The following is a 14,064-nucleotide window of genomic DNA, read 5'->3' on the forward strand; positions in this document are numbered from 1 at the left end:
ATAGTAATCGCCCGAGCGCATGTAATGCGTGTCGCGGTAGGCAAGCTTGCCGCCCTCGGCGATGTCGAAGCGATTGATCTCGGTTCCTTCCGAGCCATAGGAATAGCCGATCACGATCACCTGCCGATCGTGGATCAGCATCTCGTCATACCAGGTGTCGCCGGGATCTTTCTTGCCCGGCGGGAAGGCGTCGATCATGCCTGCGGGCGCGAGCGCGTCGCCGCCGATGCGGATCGTGAACAGCCGACCGCGCCGCAGCACGACGAGATAGTCCCCCGCCTGCTTGACGATCCCGCCCTCGTCGACGCCGGCTTCCTGGGTGTTGGTGATGCTTTCGGCGGCCGGGGCGGCGTCAGCTTCGGGCTCGGCAACCTCGGCGGCGACCGCGTAAGCCGGGGGTGCGGACATGGGCATTTCCGCCGTGACCATTATTCGCCGTTCGAGCCGCGCCATCTTGCGGGTGAAGGCATCGAGCGCGGCCTTGTCGGAAAAGCCGCTGAGGCCCGTGCCCGGCGCTGCGGCCGCGGCGCTCTCCTTGGCGTCCGAGGGTGTGCTGAAGCCAACTGCGGCCATCAGCACCGCCACAAGCAACAGCACCACGCCTATCGACAGCGCCTGATTGCCACGCGACTGCACCGGTTCCATGCCCCTCTCCTCGTGACCGGCATTTCGCCGGATGGGAGCGAGACTAACCCATCACAGGCTTTTGGCAAAGGCCTCAAGGTCTTGCATCGTGACAAGGCTGGTGACCTCGGCCTCCTTGTCGGTGCGGCTCACCATCGGGCCGACGACCTTGCCGCCGAGCTCGACGAAGTGCGCGACCCCGTCCGCGCGCATCGCCAGCACGCTTTCGCGCCAACGCACCCGGCCGGTGACCTGCTCGACCAGCAGCGCGCGGCTCTCATCGGGGTCGGTGACGGGCGCGGCGGTGACGTTGGCATAGAGCGGCAGGGCCAGCGCGCCGGGCGGGGTCGCGGCAAGGGCGTGGGCCATTTTCTCGGCAGCGGGTTCCATCAGCGAGGAGTGGAAGGGCGCGGAGACATTGAGGATCATGCCGCGCTTGATCCCGTGCTCCTTGGTGAGCGCCACCGCCCGCTCGATCGCGGCGGCGTGACCCGAGAGCACGACCTGCGAGGGGTCGTTGTCGTTGGCGACCTCGCACACCTCGCCCTGCGCGGCGGCCTCGGCCAGCGCCTTGGCCTGCTCAATGTCGGCGCCGAGCAACACCGCCATCGCCCCCTCGCCGACCGGCACCGCAGCCTGCATCGCCCACCCGCGCAGCTTCAGGAGGCGTGCGGTGTTGGACAGGCTGAAAGCCCCGATGCTCGCGAGCGCGGTGTATTCGCCCAGCGAATGGCCCGCGACGCAATTCGCCGTTTCGAGCAGCTTCACGCCGAAATCGCGTTCCAGAACGCGCAAGGTGGCAATGGCATTGGCCATGATCGCTGGCTGCGCATTCTCGGTCAGGGTGAGGCGGTCCTCGGGCCCATCGCGCATCAAGGCAAAGAGGCTCTGCTTCAGCGCCTCGTCGACCTCGCCGAAGACGTCGCGGGCCGCCTCGCTTGCGGCGGCAAGCTCTGCCCCCATGCCGACCTTCTGGCTGCCCTGCCCCGGAAAGATGAACGCGCGCATGTGCAATCCCGCCTTGTTATGATTTTGGCGGGCGCCGTTACGTGCGCGCGGGCGGGCTGGCAAGGCCGAAGGGCACAACCCTGTTGGCAGAATTGTGCCCGATCAGCGCGCGGCCAAGATAGGGCACGCCCATCCGGTCACACCAGAAGCGGGCGATCTCCTCCTCGCTCTGGCCGAATTCGACGTAGTTTTCCGGCACATCGGTGACCGCGCCCAGCCTGAGCCCGGCAAGCCGCGGAAGGCTTCCGGCAAGGTGGAAGAACAACCGGTCGATCGAATACATGTGCTCGGCCACTTCCTCGACCATCAGCACATGGCCGGTGAGGTCGGGCATTAGCGGCGTGCCTGCAATCATGGCGAGCGTGATGAGATTGAACGCGGCCGCAGGCGTGGTGCCGTCGAGGCTGGGCTCCAGTCCGCTGGTATCCCCCTCAAGCCAGCGCAGCACGCGCCTAATCGCCTCCTTGCCCCCTTCCGAGCGCGCGCTCACCGGCATGTGGCCGTGGACGCTCTGCCCGATCCTCTCCCGATAGAGCGCGGCAAGCAGGTAACCGGCATCCGAAAAGCCGATATAGGTCTTGGTCCGCGCCGCGCGGTTCATCTGCGCGACCGCCGCTTCGGCGATGCGGTTCGAGCCGTAGCCGCCCTTGGCGAACCACACGACATCGAAGGCCGGATCATTGGCAAATTCGAGCAGAGCCGAAAGCCGCCGCAGGTCATCGCCCGCAAAATGCCCCGCACGCTCGAAGCACTGGTCGTGGAAGGTGACGCGATGCCCCGGGAACTCGGCAGCCACCAACGCCTCGAGCGCGGCCTGCTGTTCGCGGGTGATCGGGGTGGCCGGGGCACAAATGGCGATATTCGTCATACGCCCCAGCCTATGGTGCTTGTCAGGGGGCGTGCAAGCCAATAACCAAGTCCAATATGGATAACGGGGTCACCACGGGCGCGCTCTCCGGGCGGCCGCTGTTCTTTTGCGGCATCGGCGGTTCCGGGATGCTTCCGCTCGCGCAGATCGCACAAGGATGCGGCCATCCGGTCGCCGGCTCCGACCGCAGCCGCGACCAGGGCCGCACACCTGAAAAATTCGCGTGGATGGAAGCGAACGGTTTCACGCTCTTCCCGCAGGACGGCAGCGGGGTGACCTCAGCAGAACAAGTGCTGGTCGCCTCGGCCGCGATCGAGGACACTGTGCCCGAAGTCGCGCGCGCAAAGGAACTGGGCTGCGAGCGCCTCAGCCGGGCCGAGCTGCTCTCGCAATTGTTCAACGCTGCCGATTTTTCGGTCGCGGTCGGCGGCACCTCGGGCAAGTCGACAGTCACCGGCATGATCGCGTGGATCCTCGCCGAGGCGGGGCACGATCCAACGGTGATGAACGGCGCGGTGATGAAGAACTTCGTCTCGCCCGCCAACCCCTTCGCCTCGGCACGGATCGGGAGTGCGGGGGTGTTCGTTGCAGAAGTCGACGAGAGCGACGGCTCGATCGCGCTCTACCGCCCGACCGTGGGCGTGCTGCTCAATGTCAGCCTCGATCACAAGAGCATCGAGGAATTGCGGGTGCTGTTCGGCAACTTCATCGGAGAGACGGGGACGGCGGTGATCAACCTCGATTCCGCCGAGGCCGGCTATCTGATCCCCCGCGCCGAGGGCAAAGTGACGTTCGGGATCCGGGCCAAGGGCGCCGACATCAGTGTCGAGGCGGATTCGATCGACATGAGCGAGCTCGGCATCCGCGCGGCGGTGGTCGACAATCGCCGGCGCGAGGTCTTCCCCTTGATCCTGCCGATGCCGGGCCTGCACAACCTCTCTAACGCGCTCGCGGCGATCGCGGCGGCGAGCGCGGCGGGAATCGGTGTGAACCACGCGGTCTATGCGCTGCGCAGCTTTGCGGGCCTGGCGCGGCGCTTCGACGTCATCGGCACGAGCCCGGCGGGGATTTCAGTGATCGACGACTTCGGCCACAATCCCGAAAAATGCGCCGCCACACTGCGCACCCTCAAGGCAACGCCGGGCCGCGTGATCGCCTTCTTCCAACCCCACGGCTATGGCCCCTTGCGCCAGATGGGTGAGGAACTCGCCCGCACCTTCGCGCGCGAGCTGGGGCCGGATGACATCACGATCATATGCGATCCGGTCTATTTCGGCGGCACGGTCGACCGCAGCGTGGGAAGCGAGCGGATCGTCGATCTGATCAACGCCGCAGGCGGCAAGGCCGAGCACATCCCGGAGCGCGAGGCCTGCGGGACGCGCATCGTCACCCTCGCCCGTCCCGGTGACCGGATCGTGGTGATGGGCGCGCGCGACGACACCCTCACCGAGTTCGCACGATCGATCCTCGCCCGCCTTGCGTGAGCCGCGCATGAGCCTTTACGCCCGCGCGGCGCGTCATGCGTGGCGAATGGCTGGCGTGGTGGTGCTGGCGGTGCTGCTGGTGGTAACGGTCGACCGGTTCTACGGCCACTCGACCCTCGCCTTTGCCGCAGCGATCATGATGCTGCTCGTCGCCAACGCCCCGATGCTGCGCTTCAACTGCCCCAGATGCGGCAAGAACGCTTTCTTCCGCGGGCCTTTCGTCGTGTTCTGGCCCAACCGCGTGTGCACCCGGTGTGGCGAGGATCTGGCCGTCGCCCCTTCGCAAATTCGCTGATGGCAGATTGCCGGCCGGGACGATAGCCTGCCGCCCATGCACCCCCGCGACTTCACGCTCGATACGCTGCTGGCGAACTGTGCGCAGCGCCACGCCCACCGGCTGGCGAGCGTCGATGGCACGCAGCGCCTTACGTGGGGACAGCTTGACGCCCGCGTCACCAACCTTGCGCGCTGGATGCTCGCCCGGGGGATCGCGCCGGGGGACCGCATCGCGCTGCTGCTGACCGACGGCGCGCCGTTCCTCACCGCGCTGCTCGCCTGCAGCCGCATCGGCGCCATCGCGGTGCTGCTCAACTGGCGGCTTGCCCCTGCCGAGCTGGCATGGATCTGCGGCAATGCCGAGGTCTCCATGACCTTTGCCAACCCGCGCTTTGCCGACCTGCTGATCGAAGCCGACGCGGGCGAGGTGCACATGGTGGACGAGGCCCATGCCCCCGGCGGCCTGTTCGAGACCGCCGCGACCACCACCCACCCGCCGCTCGGAAATGGCTACGACCTCGCCAGGGGCCTCGCCCTTGCCCCTGACCGCCCGCTCTACATGATGTATACCAGTGGCACGACGGGTAAGCCCAAGGGCTGCCTGCAAGCCGGAAGCGCGGTCGCGGCCAGCGCTCTGGGTTTTGCCCAGCACCGCGGGTTTCGCCATGATGAAGTGCTGCTCTCGGTCAATCCGATGTTCCATGTGGTCGGCATGCAGCAGGTCGCGGCGATGCTCGCTTGCGGGGGCACCAGCGTGTTTGCGGGGCGCGACGATGACAGTGCGGCGATCCTTGACCTCCTCCACCGTGAGGGCTGCACCACCACCAGCGCCTTCCCGACAATCAGCTTTCCGTGGCAGGCGATGGAGCCGATCCGCGAGGGCCGGATGCCGCTCACCAACTACACCGGCGGGGCTGGCATGGGGCGGCCGCAAATGTACGAATTCATCGAAACCGAGTGGGACGCCCGCGTCGTCGGCGGCTACGGCCAGACCGAGATCTGCGGCTTTGCGACCTTCATGGACTACCCCGACATGCTCGAAGCGCCGCGCTCGATCGGCTGGACCCTGCCGCATGTGACGATGACCGTGCTCGACCCCGAGGGGAACCACCTCCCACCCGGCGAGGAAGGTGAACTCGCCTTGCGCGGCCCCTCGGTCATGCTCGGCTACTGGCGCAACCCCGAAGCCTCCGAGGCCGCGCTCGGCCACGGCTGGCTGCGCACCGGCGACCTTGGCACAATGGACGAGCGCGGCCGCGGCTATCTGCTCGGGCGCGCCAAGGAGCTGATCAAGACCGGCGGCGAGAATGTCTACCCGGCCGAAGTCGACGCGATCTTCGCCGCCATGCCCGAGGTCGCCGACGCGGGCTGCTGCGGCGTACCCGACCGGCAATGGGGCGAGGCAGTCAAGGCCTTCGTGGTGCTGAAGCCGGGGATGAGCCTGACCCGCGAGGAAATAACACTGCGCTTCAAGGGCCAGATCGCGGGCTACAAGCGCCCGCGCTACATCGAATTCGTCGACCAGCTGCCGCGCGACCCGATCGGCAAGCTGCTGCGCCGGGAGTTGTCCGCACGCCCGGTGACGCCTGACCAGGCGGCGTGAATAGCGTGTTGGAAAGTGGACAAAGGTGACACCGCGTCAACTTCGCGAACATCATTATTCTCAATATAAATTATAGCCTTAGACCGTTCCGCACCGTGCGGACGGACAGGGGAGAGGGGCTTGTTTATCCCTCGGCGGTCTTGCGACCACCCTTGCTGCGATGCGAATGAGCCGACGCAGGTTGTAACCGCCGGGAGACGTGTAGGAAATATCCGAAACTGCGGTCTTTGTGCCGAATGCAGACCTCTGCGCAAACGACGCCGTTGCTGCCCTTCCCCTTATCGTCGCCCCGTGCTCGACACGGCGTTTGGCTACCTTGAAGCGGCGACAAAGGCAGAAGAAAAGCCGAACCCCGGATCCCCGGCCTTGACCCGGGCAGGCAAGTCCAGGGCGACGAATGAGGGGATGGCCACTTCAGCCTCGTTTCGGCCCATTGCGGACATCCTGAAAGCGACCCCGTTGCGGACTTTCTACAGGTCGATATTCTGCTGATATGGCAGGTGATGCTGACAGTTTAATTCGAGAGATAGACGAAGGTGCCATCAGCCCGATGACGCATATCGTTACTCGTAATCTTTACAGGCACATCTCGCTTTCGGATGCCTTGCGGGAAAAGGTCGTCGCCGCGTTCGATGATTGCAGCCAGCCGCATGACATGGCCGCACTTGAGGCTGCTGTGTGGGCCGAGATCGGCAAGACAAGCGTCGAAAACCAAGGAGGGTTGCGCCTCTTAATTGGCCTTACGCGACCAAACGAGATTATCGATTGGTATCTGGCTGAATTTATGATCCTGTGGGCACGGGAAGAGGGAGTCACCGAGCAGCACATCATCGACGCTTTCCACGACTAAAAAAAGACCACATTCCACCCAGCAGCGGCCTCACAGGCCACCCGCCATGTTTCCCGAAAGTGGTCGTTCAGCCCCGCTGACTCTCCAGCGCCTTCCTGCCCGCTTCCTCACGCGCAAACGCTCGCTGGTAGCCCGGACGCGACGTCAGGCGCTCGCGGTAGATCTTGAGGCTATCGGGCACGCCCTCGTCGAGCCCCACACTCTCAGCCAGAATCAGGGCATAGCCGACGCAGATGTCGGCAACCGTAAACCGGTCCGCGCACAGGTATTCGCGGGTTTCGAGGCGCTGCTCGACCTTGATCAGGCGCTTGTGGAACCACTTGGCGTAGGCATGGCCCGCTTCCTGCAATCCCTTGTCCTTCTCGAACAGGCAGAAGCGCATGTAGACCGTCTGCGGGAAGGTGATCGTCGCGTCGGCGTGGTAGGTGTAGTCGCAATATTCGCCATAGTCGCGCTCCCCGGGGGCGACCGCGAGCGAAGTATATCCGCCGCGGGTGGCGAGGTAGTGGGCGATGGCGCAGCTTTCGGTCAGCCGCGTCTCGCCATCCACCAGCATCGGCACGGTGCCCAATGGATTGATCGCCATGTATTCCGGCGCAAGGTAGCGCGGCGGGAACGGGAGGATCTTGAGGTCGATATCGACCCCCGCCTCCTCGGCCGCCCAGGTTGCGCGCAATCCGCGCGAACACGCGCAGGTGTAGAGGACAGGTGTGGTCATAAGGCTGAGGCTTAGTGCCCCTCGCCCGCGCCCACACCCAGCACTTTGTGCAGGACGAAGGCGATCAGGCTCCCCAGCACCAGCCCCACCACCGCCGACAGTGCGGCATAGGTCACCCAGCCTGCAACCCCGCCAAGCGCACCGGCGGCAGCGGCAACCACGCCTTCGGCTCCGTGGATGATATCGTACAACCCGTGGAAGCCGATCTCGTGCGTGCCATGGACGATGATCCCGCCGCCCACCCACAGCATCGCCACCGTGCCGATCAGCGACAGGGCGATCAGCAATTTGGGTACGAAGCGCAGCAGGAAATGGCCCAGGCCCTGCTTCCAGCTTTCCGCCTGCTTCGTGAGATAGAGGCCGACATCGTCGATCTTCACGATCACCGCCACCGCGCCATAGACCACCACCGTGACGATGACCGCCACCAGCGCGAGCGCAATGCCGCGTTCCCACCACACATCCAGTTCCAGCGCGGCAAGCGTGATCGCCATGATCTCGGCCGAGAGGATCAGGTCGGTGCGGATCGCCCCGCCCACCCGCTCGTTCTCGAAGGCGACCGGATCGACGATCTCGTCCTCCAGCGTCTTGCCGTGCTTGGCCCCGCCCAGCTTCTCCATCACCTTTTCCGCGCCCTCGTAGCACAGGAAGGCCCCGCCCAGCATCAGCAAGAAGATGATCGCCTGCGGCAGGAATTCGGACAGCAGCAGCGCGCCCGGCAACAGGATCAGCAGCTTGTTCTTCAAACTGCCCTTGGTGATCTTCCAGATGATCGGCAATTCGCGCGCCGGGGACAGGCCGGTGACGTAGCTGGGCGTGACAGCCGCATCGTCAATGACAACGCCCGCGGTCTTGGACCCGGCCTTGCCGGCGGCCACGGCGATATCATCGATCGAGGCGGACGCGGCGCGCGCGATCACTGCCACGTCGTCAAGCAAGGCGACCAATCCTGAAGGCACGGAAACTTCCCCCTTGTGCGATACCTCGTTAAACTCGCCGAGTGCCCTGCCTGTTCCCTGCGCACAAGACTTGCAATTCCCCCGCAAAGCTGTAAGGGCCGCCGCTTCGCATGGGAACCGCCCGGCGATGTATCGAAGAAAGCCGGAGGGGCCCCGTTCGTGTCGAACGGATCAGCCAGCGATCGGCATGGAGTGAAAGGACAAGAAGATGGCTCTGTATGAGCACGTCTTTCTTGCGCGTCAGGACCTGAGCCAGGCTCAGGTTGACGCGCTTGCGGCACAAGCCACCGAAATCGTCGAGGCCGGCAATGGCAAGGTCACCAAGACCGAAACCTGGGGCCTCAAGTCGCTCGCCTACAAGATCGAGCGCAACCGCAAGGCGCATTTCGTGCTGCTCAACATCGAAGCCCCCGGCTCGGTCGTTGCCGAGCTCGAGCGCCAGACCCGCATCAACGAAGACGTCATCCGCTACATGACCATCCGCGTGGAAGAACACGAGGAAGGCCCGAGCGTGATGATGCGCAAGAACGACCGCGAGCGGAAGCGCCGCGAAACCCGTGAGGAGCGCGACTGATGGCACGCCCGTTTTTCCGCCGCCGCAAGTCCTGCCCCTTCGCGGCCAAGGACGCCCCCAAGATCGATTACAAGGACGTGCGCCTGCTTCAGGGCTTCATGTCCGAGCGTGGCAAGATCGTGCCCTCGCGCATCACCGCCGTCTCGGCGAAGAAGCAGCGTGAACTGGCCCAGGCGATCAAGCGCGCGCGCCAGATCGGCCTGCTGCCCTTCATCGTGAAGTAAGAGGAGAAGGACACATGGATATCATTCTCCTCGAGCGCATCGAGAAGCTCGGCTCGATCGGTGACGTGGTCACCGTGAAGGACGGCTATGCGCGCAACTTCCTGCTGCCGCAGAAGAAGGCCCTTCGCGCTAACGAAGCCAACCGCAAGGTCTTCGAAGCCAACCGTGACCGTCTGGTGGCCGAAAACGCCGCCCGCCGCACCGAGGCCGAAGCGCAGGGTGAAAAGGTCGCGGGCGCCGAAGTGGTGCTGATCCGCGCCGCTTCGAACGCCGGTCAGCTCTATGGTTCGGTCAGCGTGCGCGACATCGTGTCGGGCCTCGCCGATCAGGGCCATGACGTCGACAAGCGCATGGTCATCCTGGCTGCGCCGATCAAGACCATCGGCATGCACGACGTGACCGTTGCTCTGCACCCCGAAGTGCGCGTGACCGTGAAGGCCAACGTCGCCCGTTCGGACGACGAAGCCAAGCTCCAGAGCGAAGGCGTCGACGTGCTCGCCGCGATGTTCGAAGACGAACAGCGCGAGATCGAGGAACAGGCCGAAGCGACCCGCATCGACACCAGCCTCGAACCGGGCGAAATCCCGGCCGAGCTGCTCGAAGGCGGCGAGGACGCGTAAGCTTTCCGGCCTTCACAGGCGCAAGATACGAGGGCGCGAAGATCGGATGCGATCTTCGCGCCCGTCTTGTAAACGGCGTCGCCAGCCGCAAAGGTGCTGCCACACAAGGATAACAACAAAGGAGCAGAGACAACTGCCATGATCGACATTCCCGCCATCCTCGCCGAGCTTCAGCGCCACTATGACGACGCGGTGCGCACCTTGCGCGATGACGTCATCGCCTTCGGGAAGAACGGCACCTTGCCGGCCCCCGCCAAGCGCGCCGATGGCTCCTATGCCTATCCGCAGATCACCTTGCGCTATGCGGGCGTGGGCGAACCGCGCGATCGCAGCCGCGCCTTCGGGCGGCTCGAGGCGCCGGGCACCTATTCGACCACCGTCACCCGCCCGGATCGCTTCGCGCAATATCTCACCGAACAGCTCCAACTGATCGCCGAGGAATACGAGATCGAGGTCACCGTCACCCGCTCGCGGCAGGAAATCCCCTTCCCCTATGTGCTCGACGGCGAGGCGGGGGCGGCGATGGTCGGAATCGCCCCGCGCGAGATCGCCGCGCACTTCCCCGCGACCGACCTTGCCCTGATCGGCGACGAACTGGCCGACGGGATCGAGATCGACGGCGATCATGACATGCCGCTCTCGTTGTTCGATGGCCTGCGCACCGATTACTCGCTCGCGCGGCTGAAACACTACACCGGGAGCGAGGTCAGCGACTTCCAGGACTTCGTGCTCTTCACCAACTATCACCGCTATGTCGATGAATTCGTGAACTGGGGCGCGCAGGCGATCGGCACTGACGGCTATGTCGCGCTGACCGGAGCGGCCGGGCTCGACATCCGCGAGCCCACGCCCCACGCGCAGGACCAGCTCAACGACACCGCCTGGCGCAAGCACCAGATGCCCGCCTACCACCTGGTGCGCGAGGACGGGAGCGGCATCACCCTCGTCAACATCGGCGTCGGCCCCTCCAACGCCAAGAACATCTGCGATCACCTCGCGGTGCTGCGCCCGCACGCGTGGATGATGATCGGCCACTGCGGCGGCTTGCGCTCCACCCAGAAGATCGGCGATTTCGTGCTCGCGCATGCCTACCTGCGCGACGATCACGTGCTCGACGCGGTGCTGCCCCCCGAAATCCCGATCCCGCCGATTGCCGAAGTCCAGCAGGCGATGGCGCTCGCGGCCGAGCAGGTCTCGGGTGTGCAGGGCGCCAATCTCAAGCAGCGGATGCGCACCGGTACGGTGGTGACCACCGATGACCGCAACTGGGAGCTGCGCTATTCGTCATCGGCGACGCGCTTCTCGCAGAGCCGCGCGATCGCGATCGACATGGAAAGCGCGACCATCGCCACGCAGGGCTATCGCTTCCGGGTGCCCTACGGGACGCTGCTATGCGTCTCGGACAAGCCGCTTCATGGCGAGATCAAGCTGCCTGGGCAGGCGAACAAGTTCTACGAGGAAACCATCGCCGCACATCTCCAGATCGGGATCGTCGCGGTGGCACGGCTGCGCGCCGAGGGCGACCGCCTCCACTCGCGCAAGCTGCGCGCGTTTAACGAGCCGCCGTTTCGCTAAGGTGTGTAGGGCGGCGCCACCCCGCGCCGCCCTGACCTCGGCTTACAGGTCGTCGCGATCCCCCGAGAGCTCGATTTCCTTGTCGTCGGCCGTCTCGGCGGCAATGTCGAGCAGGCTCGACAGCTCGGTCGCGGTGGCGCTGTCGAGCACCTTGATGACGAAATGGAGCACGTCGCCGCGGATTTCCCAGCTGCCCATCTTCATCTGGCCCGAGGCTGCGAGCAGTTCGAGCGCCGCCTTCCCGCCGATCCCGTCCTTCTCGACGCGGCCTGCGGGCGAGAACACCTCGCGCACGGTCAGCCCCGAGACAGTCTGGGTCGTCCCCGAGACGAACACCAGCTGGGTGCGCCCCTCACTCGAATAGTTGAAGGTGAGCTTGTAATCGCCGTCGTCGTCGACCTCGTATTTGAGGCCGGCGCGGTCGAGCCGCTTGGCGACGCTGGCATCCTCGGCAGCGGCCGGAACGGCGGTGGCGGCAGCCAGGCCCGCAAGGACAGACAGCGACAAAAGACGGCGAATGGTCATGAAATTCCCTCCGTTAACAACCCGGAGCGCAACCATAACCGATTCGCCCCCCGTCTGGCTTGGATTAATTGGTCAGCGCCGGTGCGAATGGCGGACAAGGTAACGCGGCGGCGGCCCTTGGCTAGCTTGCCGGACATAACCGACACGGCAATCCGGGTCGATGGCGGGCTCATGGCGCGGAATGAGTGAGGCGGCGCCTATTTTTCGAATGTGACCGGAACGAAGCCGTTCTTGTAGGCCATCTCGTCAAACACCGCATCGCATGCGGATTTCCGGGATTCGCAGATCATTGCGATTGAAGCGGCCGAGTTATCCGTTCCATTCGGAACGGCCCAGCGTTTGATCACGGCCGGATAGGTCGGCGCGCCTTCGGGGGCGAAAGACCAGACCGAGAAGCTTGCGCGGTGCGCGATGACCGTCCAGCCATTCTCGACCTTGGTCTCGATCCCTTCGCGCGCGGCCACCGCCGCACGTGCTTCGGCGACGGTGCGGTATTCGATCCCGTCCGACACCGTGCCGGGCAGCGGCTCGGGGGTGTAATTGGGGCAGCTGCGCGACGTGAGCCGCCACACTAGCTGCGCCTGCAAAGGGCTACTGGTAGCGGCGATATCGGCAAATGCGGCATTATCGATGAGAGTCTCCTGAAAGCGCATCACCGTAAAGTCCTGCGCCCCCGGGGCGAGATAGAGGATTGTATAACCGCAGAACCGGTCCACCGCTGCAAACCGCGCGCTGGCATCAATCGCGACGTAGATGCCGGGATAGGGGACCGCCGGGCTATCCTTGGTCCAGTTAAGCCTGACCTGATCGCGCGTAATCAGCGCGCCCCGAATCGCACGAGCCGCAGCGCGGTCACTGCGGAACTGCGCAAGGGAATATTGGGCCCGGAACCCTTCGCTCATCATGGCATGGGCTGCATCATCATCTCCAGCCTCAAGCAGCGCATAGAAACGCTGCCAGGAGGCGAGCGCCTTGGCCTCGAGCTCTTCGCTCGGGATCCAGCCCGCCTCAGAGCCCTGAGTGATATTGACCTCGCGGGTGGCGTCGGGCGCCTGCGCCAGCACCGGCCCGATCCCGGACAGCGCCCCGAGCAACGTTAGCACCAGCGCCGCACCTGTCATACGCATGGCCAAAACCTCCTTGCTGATCAGCATGCTAAGCCGGTGCCAGCGCAGAGTCGAGCCCTACCCCTGCCCCTTGGTCTTGGTCGCGCCGCCCTTGGCGTTGGCGGCGATGAACTCGATGATCTGTCCGGCGATATCCTTGCCCGTCGCACTTTCGATCCCCTCGAGGCCGGGGGAGGAATTGACCTCCATGATCACCGGCCCGTGGTTCGAGCGCAGCATGTCCACGCCGCACACGTTCAGCCCCATGCGCTTGGCCGCGCGCACCGCGGTCGAGCGTTCTTCGGGGGTGATCTTGATCACCTGTGCGCTGCCGCCGCGGTGCAGGTTCGAGCGGAACTCGTCCGCCGCCCCGGTGCGCTGCATTGCGGCGACCACCTTGCCGCCCACCACCAAGGCGCGGATATCGGTGCCGCCGGCTTCCTTGATGAACTCCTGCACCAGGATGTTGACGTTGGCCCCGCGGAACGCCTCGATCACCGACTTGGCGCTGCTCATCGTCTCGGCGAGCACCACGCCGATGCCTTGCGTCCCCTCGATCAGCTTGATCACCACCGGCGGGCCCTTGACCGCCTTGATGATCTCCTCGGCCGCCTTGGGGTCGTTCGCATAGGCCGTGAGCGGCAGGCCGAGGCCATGCTTGGCGAGGATCTGCAAGCTGCGCAGCTTGTCGCGGCTGCGGCCGATGGCGACGCTTTCGTTCAGCGACCAGACGCCCGCCATCTCGAACTGCCTGAGGATCGACAAGCCGTAATTGGTAATCGAGGCCCCGATGCGCGGGATTACCGCGTCATAGGCGGCAATCGGCGCGCCATTGTAGAACACCTGCGGGCGGTGGCTGGCAATATGCACCGTGCAGCGCAGCGTGTTGAGGATGTCGAGCGTGTGCCCCCGCGCCTCGGCGGCCTCCTTCAGCCGCTTGTGCGAGTAGAGGTTGGCGTTGCGCGCCAGCATCGCGATTTTCATGAAGACCCTTTCAAGACCGGCGCATCAAACCATTATGTTGTCGCGTTTTCCGGCCGCCGGGTGAGA

At 65.1% G+C, this 14,064-nt stretch carries 16 protein-coding genes; 8 read left to right on the forward strand and 8 right to left on the reverse strand.

What is annotated here, in order from left to right; translation table 11 throughout:
* From NBV68_RS03430 to NBV68_RS03440, 3 genes are all read right to left on the reverse strand, one after another.
* A partial coding sequence (locus tag NBV68_RS03430; protein WP_296307231.1) for a beta-propeller domain-containing protein occupies positions 1-645 on the reverse strand: 645 nt, incomplete at its 3' end.
* 51 nt (positions 646-696) lie between these two features.
* Positions 697-1,632, reverse strand: a complete 936-nt coding sequence (gene fabD / locus NBV68_RS03435; RefSeq protein ID WP_296307232.1) for an ACP S-malonyltransferase — start codon at positions 1,630-1,632, stop codon at positions 697-699.
* 37 nt (positions 1,633-1,669) lie between these two features.
* Positions 1,670-2,500: an LD-carboxypeptidase gene (locus tag NBV68_RS03440; protein ID WP_296307233.1), complete on the reverse strand. Its 831-nt coding sequence runs from the start codon at positions 2,498-2,500 to the stop codon at positions 1,670-1,672.
* Between the two features lie 56 nt (positions 2,501-2,556).
* Here NBV68_RS03440 and NBV68_RS03445 point away from each other — a divergent pair, with 56 nt between their 5' ends.
* From NBV68_RS03445 to NBV68_RS03460, 4 genes are all read left to right on the forward strand, one after another.
* The gene (locus NBV68_RS03445; RefSeq protein WP_296307234.1) at positions 2,557-3,984 is read left to right on the forward strand and encodes a Mur ligase family protein; all 1,428 of its coding nucleotides are present in this window, start codon (positions 2,557-2,559) and stop codon (positions 3,982-3,984) included.
* 7 nt (positions 3,985-3,991) lie between these two features.
* Positions 3,992-4,279: a hypothetical protein gene (locus NBV68_RS03450; protein ID WP_296307235.1), complete on the forward strand. Its 288-nt coding sequence runs from the start codon at positions 3,992-3,994 to the stop codon at positions 4,277-4,279.
* A 36-nt stretch (positions 4,280-4,315) separates the two neighbouring features.
* Positions 4,316-5,863, forward strand: a complete 1,548-nt coding sequence (locus NBV68_RS03455; RefSeq protein ID WP_296307237.1) for a class I adenylate-forming enzyme family protein — start codon at positions 4,316-4,318, stop codon at positions 5,861-5,863.
* A gap of 493 nt (positions 5,864-6,356) precedes the next feature.
* A complete protein-coding gene (locus NBV68_RS03460; protein ID WP_296307239.1) occupies positions 6,357-6,713 on the forward strand; it encodes a hypothetical protein in 357 nt (118 codons plus the stop codon).
* A 67-nt stretch (positions 6,714-6,780) separates the two neighbouring features.
* On the opposite strand, the gene NBV68_RS03465 is transcribed toward NBV68_RS03460, so the two are convergent.
* Both NBV68_RS03465 and NBV68_RS03470 read right to left on the reverse strand, forming a co-directional pair.
* On the reverse strand, positions 6,781-7,431 hold the full coding sequence (locus NBV68_RS03465; RefSeq protein WP_296307241.1) for a glutathione S-transferase family protein: 651 nt from the start codon (positions 7,429-7,431) through the stop codon (positions 6,781-6,783).
* A gap of 11 nt (positions 7,432-7,442) precedes the next feature.
* Complete coding sequence (locus tag NBV68_RS03470) at positions 7,443-8,390, reverse strand: DUF808 domain-containing protein (RefSeq protein ID WP_296307242.1); 948 nt, start codon at positions 8,388-8,390, stop codon at positions 7,443-7,445.
* Between the two features lie 208 nt (positions 8,391-8,598).
* Between NBV68_RS03470 and rpsF the strand changes: the two genes are divergently transcribed.
* The 4 genes from rpsF to NBV68_RS03490 all read left to right on the forward strand — a co-directional run bounded on the left by rpsF (position 8,599) and on the right by NBV68_RS03490 (position 11,383).
* The gene (gene rpsF / locus NBV68_RS03475) at positions 8,599-8,964 is read left to right on the forward strand and encodes a 30S ribosomal protein S6 (RefSeq protein WP_296307244.1); all 366 of its coding nucleotides are present in this window, start codon (positions 8,599-8,601) and stop codon (positions 8,962-8,964) included.
* The gene (gene rpsR, locus NBV68_RS03480) at positions 8,964-9,188 is read left to right on the forward strand and encodes a 30S ribosomal protein S18 (protein WP_017665523.1); all 225 of its coding nucleotides are present in this window, start codon (positions 8,964-8,966) and stop codon (positions 9,186-9,188) included. The genes rpsF and rpsR overlap by 1 nt, the downstream gene beginning before the upstream one ends.
* A gap of 14 nt (positions 9,189-9,202) precedes the next feature.
* Positions 9,203-9,808, forward strand: a complete 606-nt coding sequence (gene rplI, locus NBV68_RS03485) for a 50S ribosomal protein L9 (protein ID WP_296307247.1) — start codon at positions 9,203-9,205, stop codon at positions 9,806-9,808.
* Between the two features lie 93 nt (positions 9,809-9,901).
* The gene (locus NBV68_RS03490; protein WP_296307248.1) at positions 9,902-11,383 is read left to right on the forward strand and encodes an AMP nucleosidase; all 1,482 of its coding nucleotides are present in this window, start codon (positions 9,902-9,904) and stop codon (positions 11,381-11,383) included.
* A gap of 42 nt (positions 11,384-11,425) precedes the next feature.
* On the opposite strand, the gene NBV68_RS03495 is transcribed toward NBV68_RS03490, so the two are convergent.
* The 3 genes from NBV68_RS03495 to rimK form a co-directional block, all read right to left on the reverse strand.
* A complete protein-coding gene (locus NBV68_RS03495; protein WP_296307249.1) occupies positions 11,426-11,908 on the reverse strand; it encodes a hypothetical protein in 483 nt (160 codons plus the stop codon).
* 197 nt (positions 11,909-12,105) lie between these two features.
* On the reverse strand, positions 12,106-13,062 hold the full coding sequence (locus NBV68_RS03500) for a DUF4019 domain-containing protein (protein ID WP_296307250.1): 957 nt from the start codon (positions 13,060-13,062) through the stop codon (positions 12,106-12,108).
* Between the two features lie 30 nt (positions 13,063-13,092).
* Positions 13,093-13,998, reverse strand: a complete 906-nt coding sequence (rimK, locus tag NBV68_RS03505) for a 30S ribosomal protein S6--L-glutamate ligase (RefSeq protein ID WP_296307251.1) — start codon at positions 13,996-13,998, stop codon at positions 13,093-13,095.
* Positions 13,999-14,064: the final 66 nt, after the last annotated feature.

The organism is Erythrobacter sp. (assembly GCF_023653175.1).
In the GTDB taxonomy this organism is placed as follows: Bacteria; Pseudomonadota; Alphaproteobacteria; order Sphingomonadales; family Sphingomonadaceae; genus Erythrobacter.

What these genes read in the sequence shown, in the direction of transcription:
- rpsR (WP_017665523.1), top strand. Translation starts at nt 8,964, where the DNA reads ATGGCACGCCCGTTTTTCCGCCGCCGCAAGTCCTGCCCCTTCGCGGCC.
- NBV68_RS03500 (WP_296307250.1), bottom strand. Translation starts at nt 13,062, where the DNA reads ATGCTGATCAGCAAGGAGGTTTTGGCCATGCGTATGACAGGTGCGGCG.
- NBV68_RS03460 (WP_296307239.1), top strand. Translation starts at nt 6,357, where the DNA reads ATGGCAGGTGATGCTGACAGTTTAATTCGAGAGATAGACGAAGGTGCC.
- rimK (WP_296307251.1), bottom strand. Translation starts at nt 13,998, where the DNA reads ATGAAAATCGCGATGCTGGCGCGCAACGCCAACCTCTACTCGCACAAG.
- NBV68_RS03465 (WP_296307241.1), bottom strand. Translation starts at nt 7,431, where the DNA reads ATGACCACACCTGTCCTCTACACCTGCGCGTGTTCGCGCGGATTGCGC.
- NBV68_RS03440 (WP_296307233.1), bottom strand. Translation starts at nt 2,500, where the DNA reads ATGACGAATATCGCCATTTGTGCCCCGGCCACCCCGATCACCCGCGAA.
- NBV68_RS03495 (WP_296307249.1), bottom strand. Translation starts at nt 11,908, where the DNA reads ATGACCATTCGCCGTCTTTTGTCGCTGTCTGTCCTTGCGGGCCTGGCT.
- NBV68_RS03445 (WP_296307234.1), top strand. Translation starts at nt 2,557, where the DNA reads ATGGATAACGGGGTCACCACGGGCGCGCTCTCCGGGCGGCCGCTGTTC.
- NBV68_RS03455 (WP_296307237.1), top strand. Translation starts at nt 4,316, where the DNA reads ATGCACCCCCGCGACTTCACGCTCGATACGCTGCTGGCGAACTGTGCG.
- rplI (WP_296307247.1), top strand. Translation starts at nt 9,203, where the DNA reads ATGGATATCATTCTCCTCGAGCGCATCGAGAAGCTCGGCTCGATCGGT.
- NBV68_RS03450 (WP_296307235.1), top strand. Translation starts at nt 3,992, where the DNA reads ATGAGCCTTTACGCCCGCGCGGCGCGTCATGCGTGGCGAATGGCTGGC.
- fabD (WP_296307232.1), bottom strand. Translation starts at nt 1,632, where the DNA reads ATGCGCGCGTTCATCTTTCCGGGGCAGGGCAGCCAGAAGGTCGGCATG.
- rpsF (WP_296307244.1), top strand. Translation starts at nt 8,599, where the DNA reads ATGGCTCTGTATGAGCACGTCTTTCTTGCGCGTCAGGACCTGAGCCAG.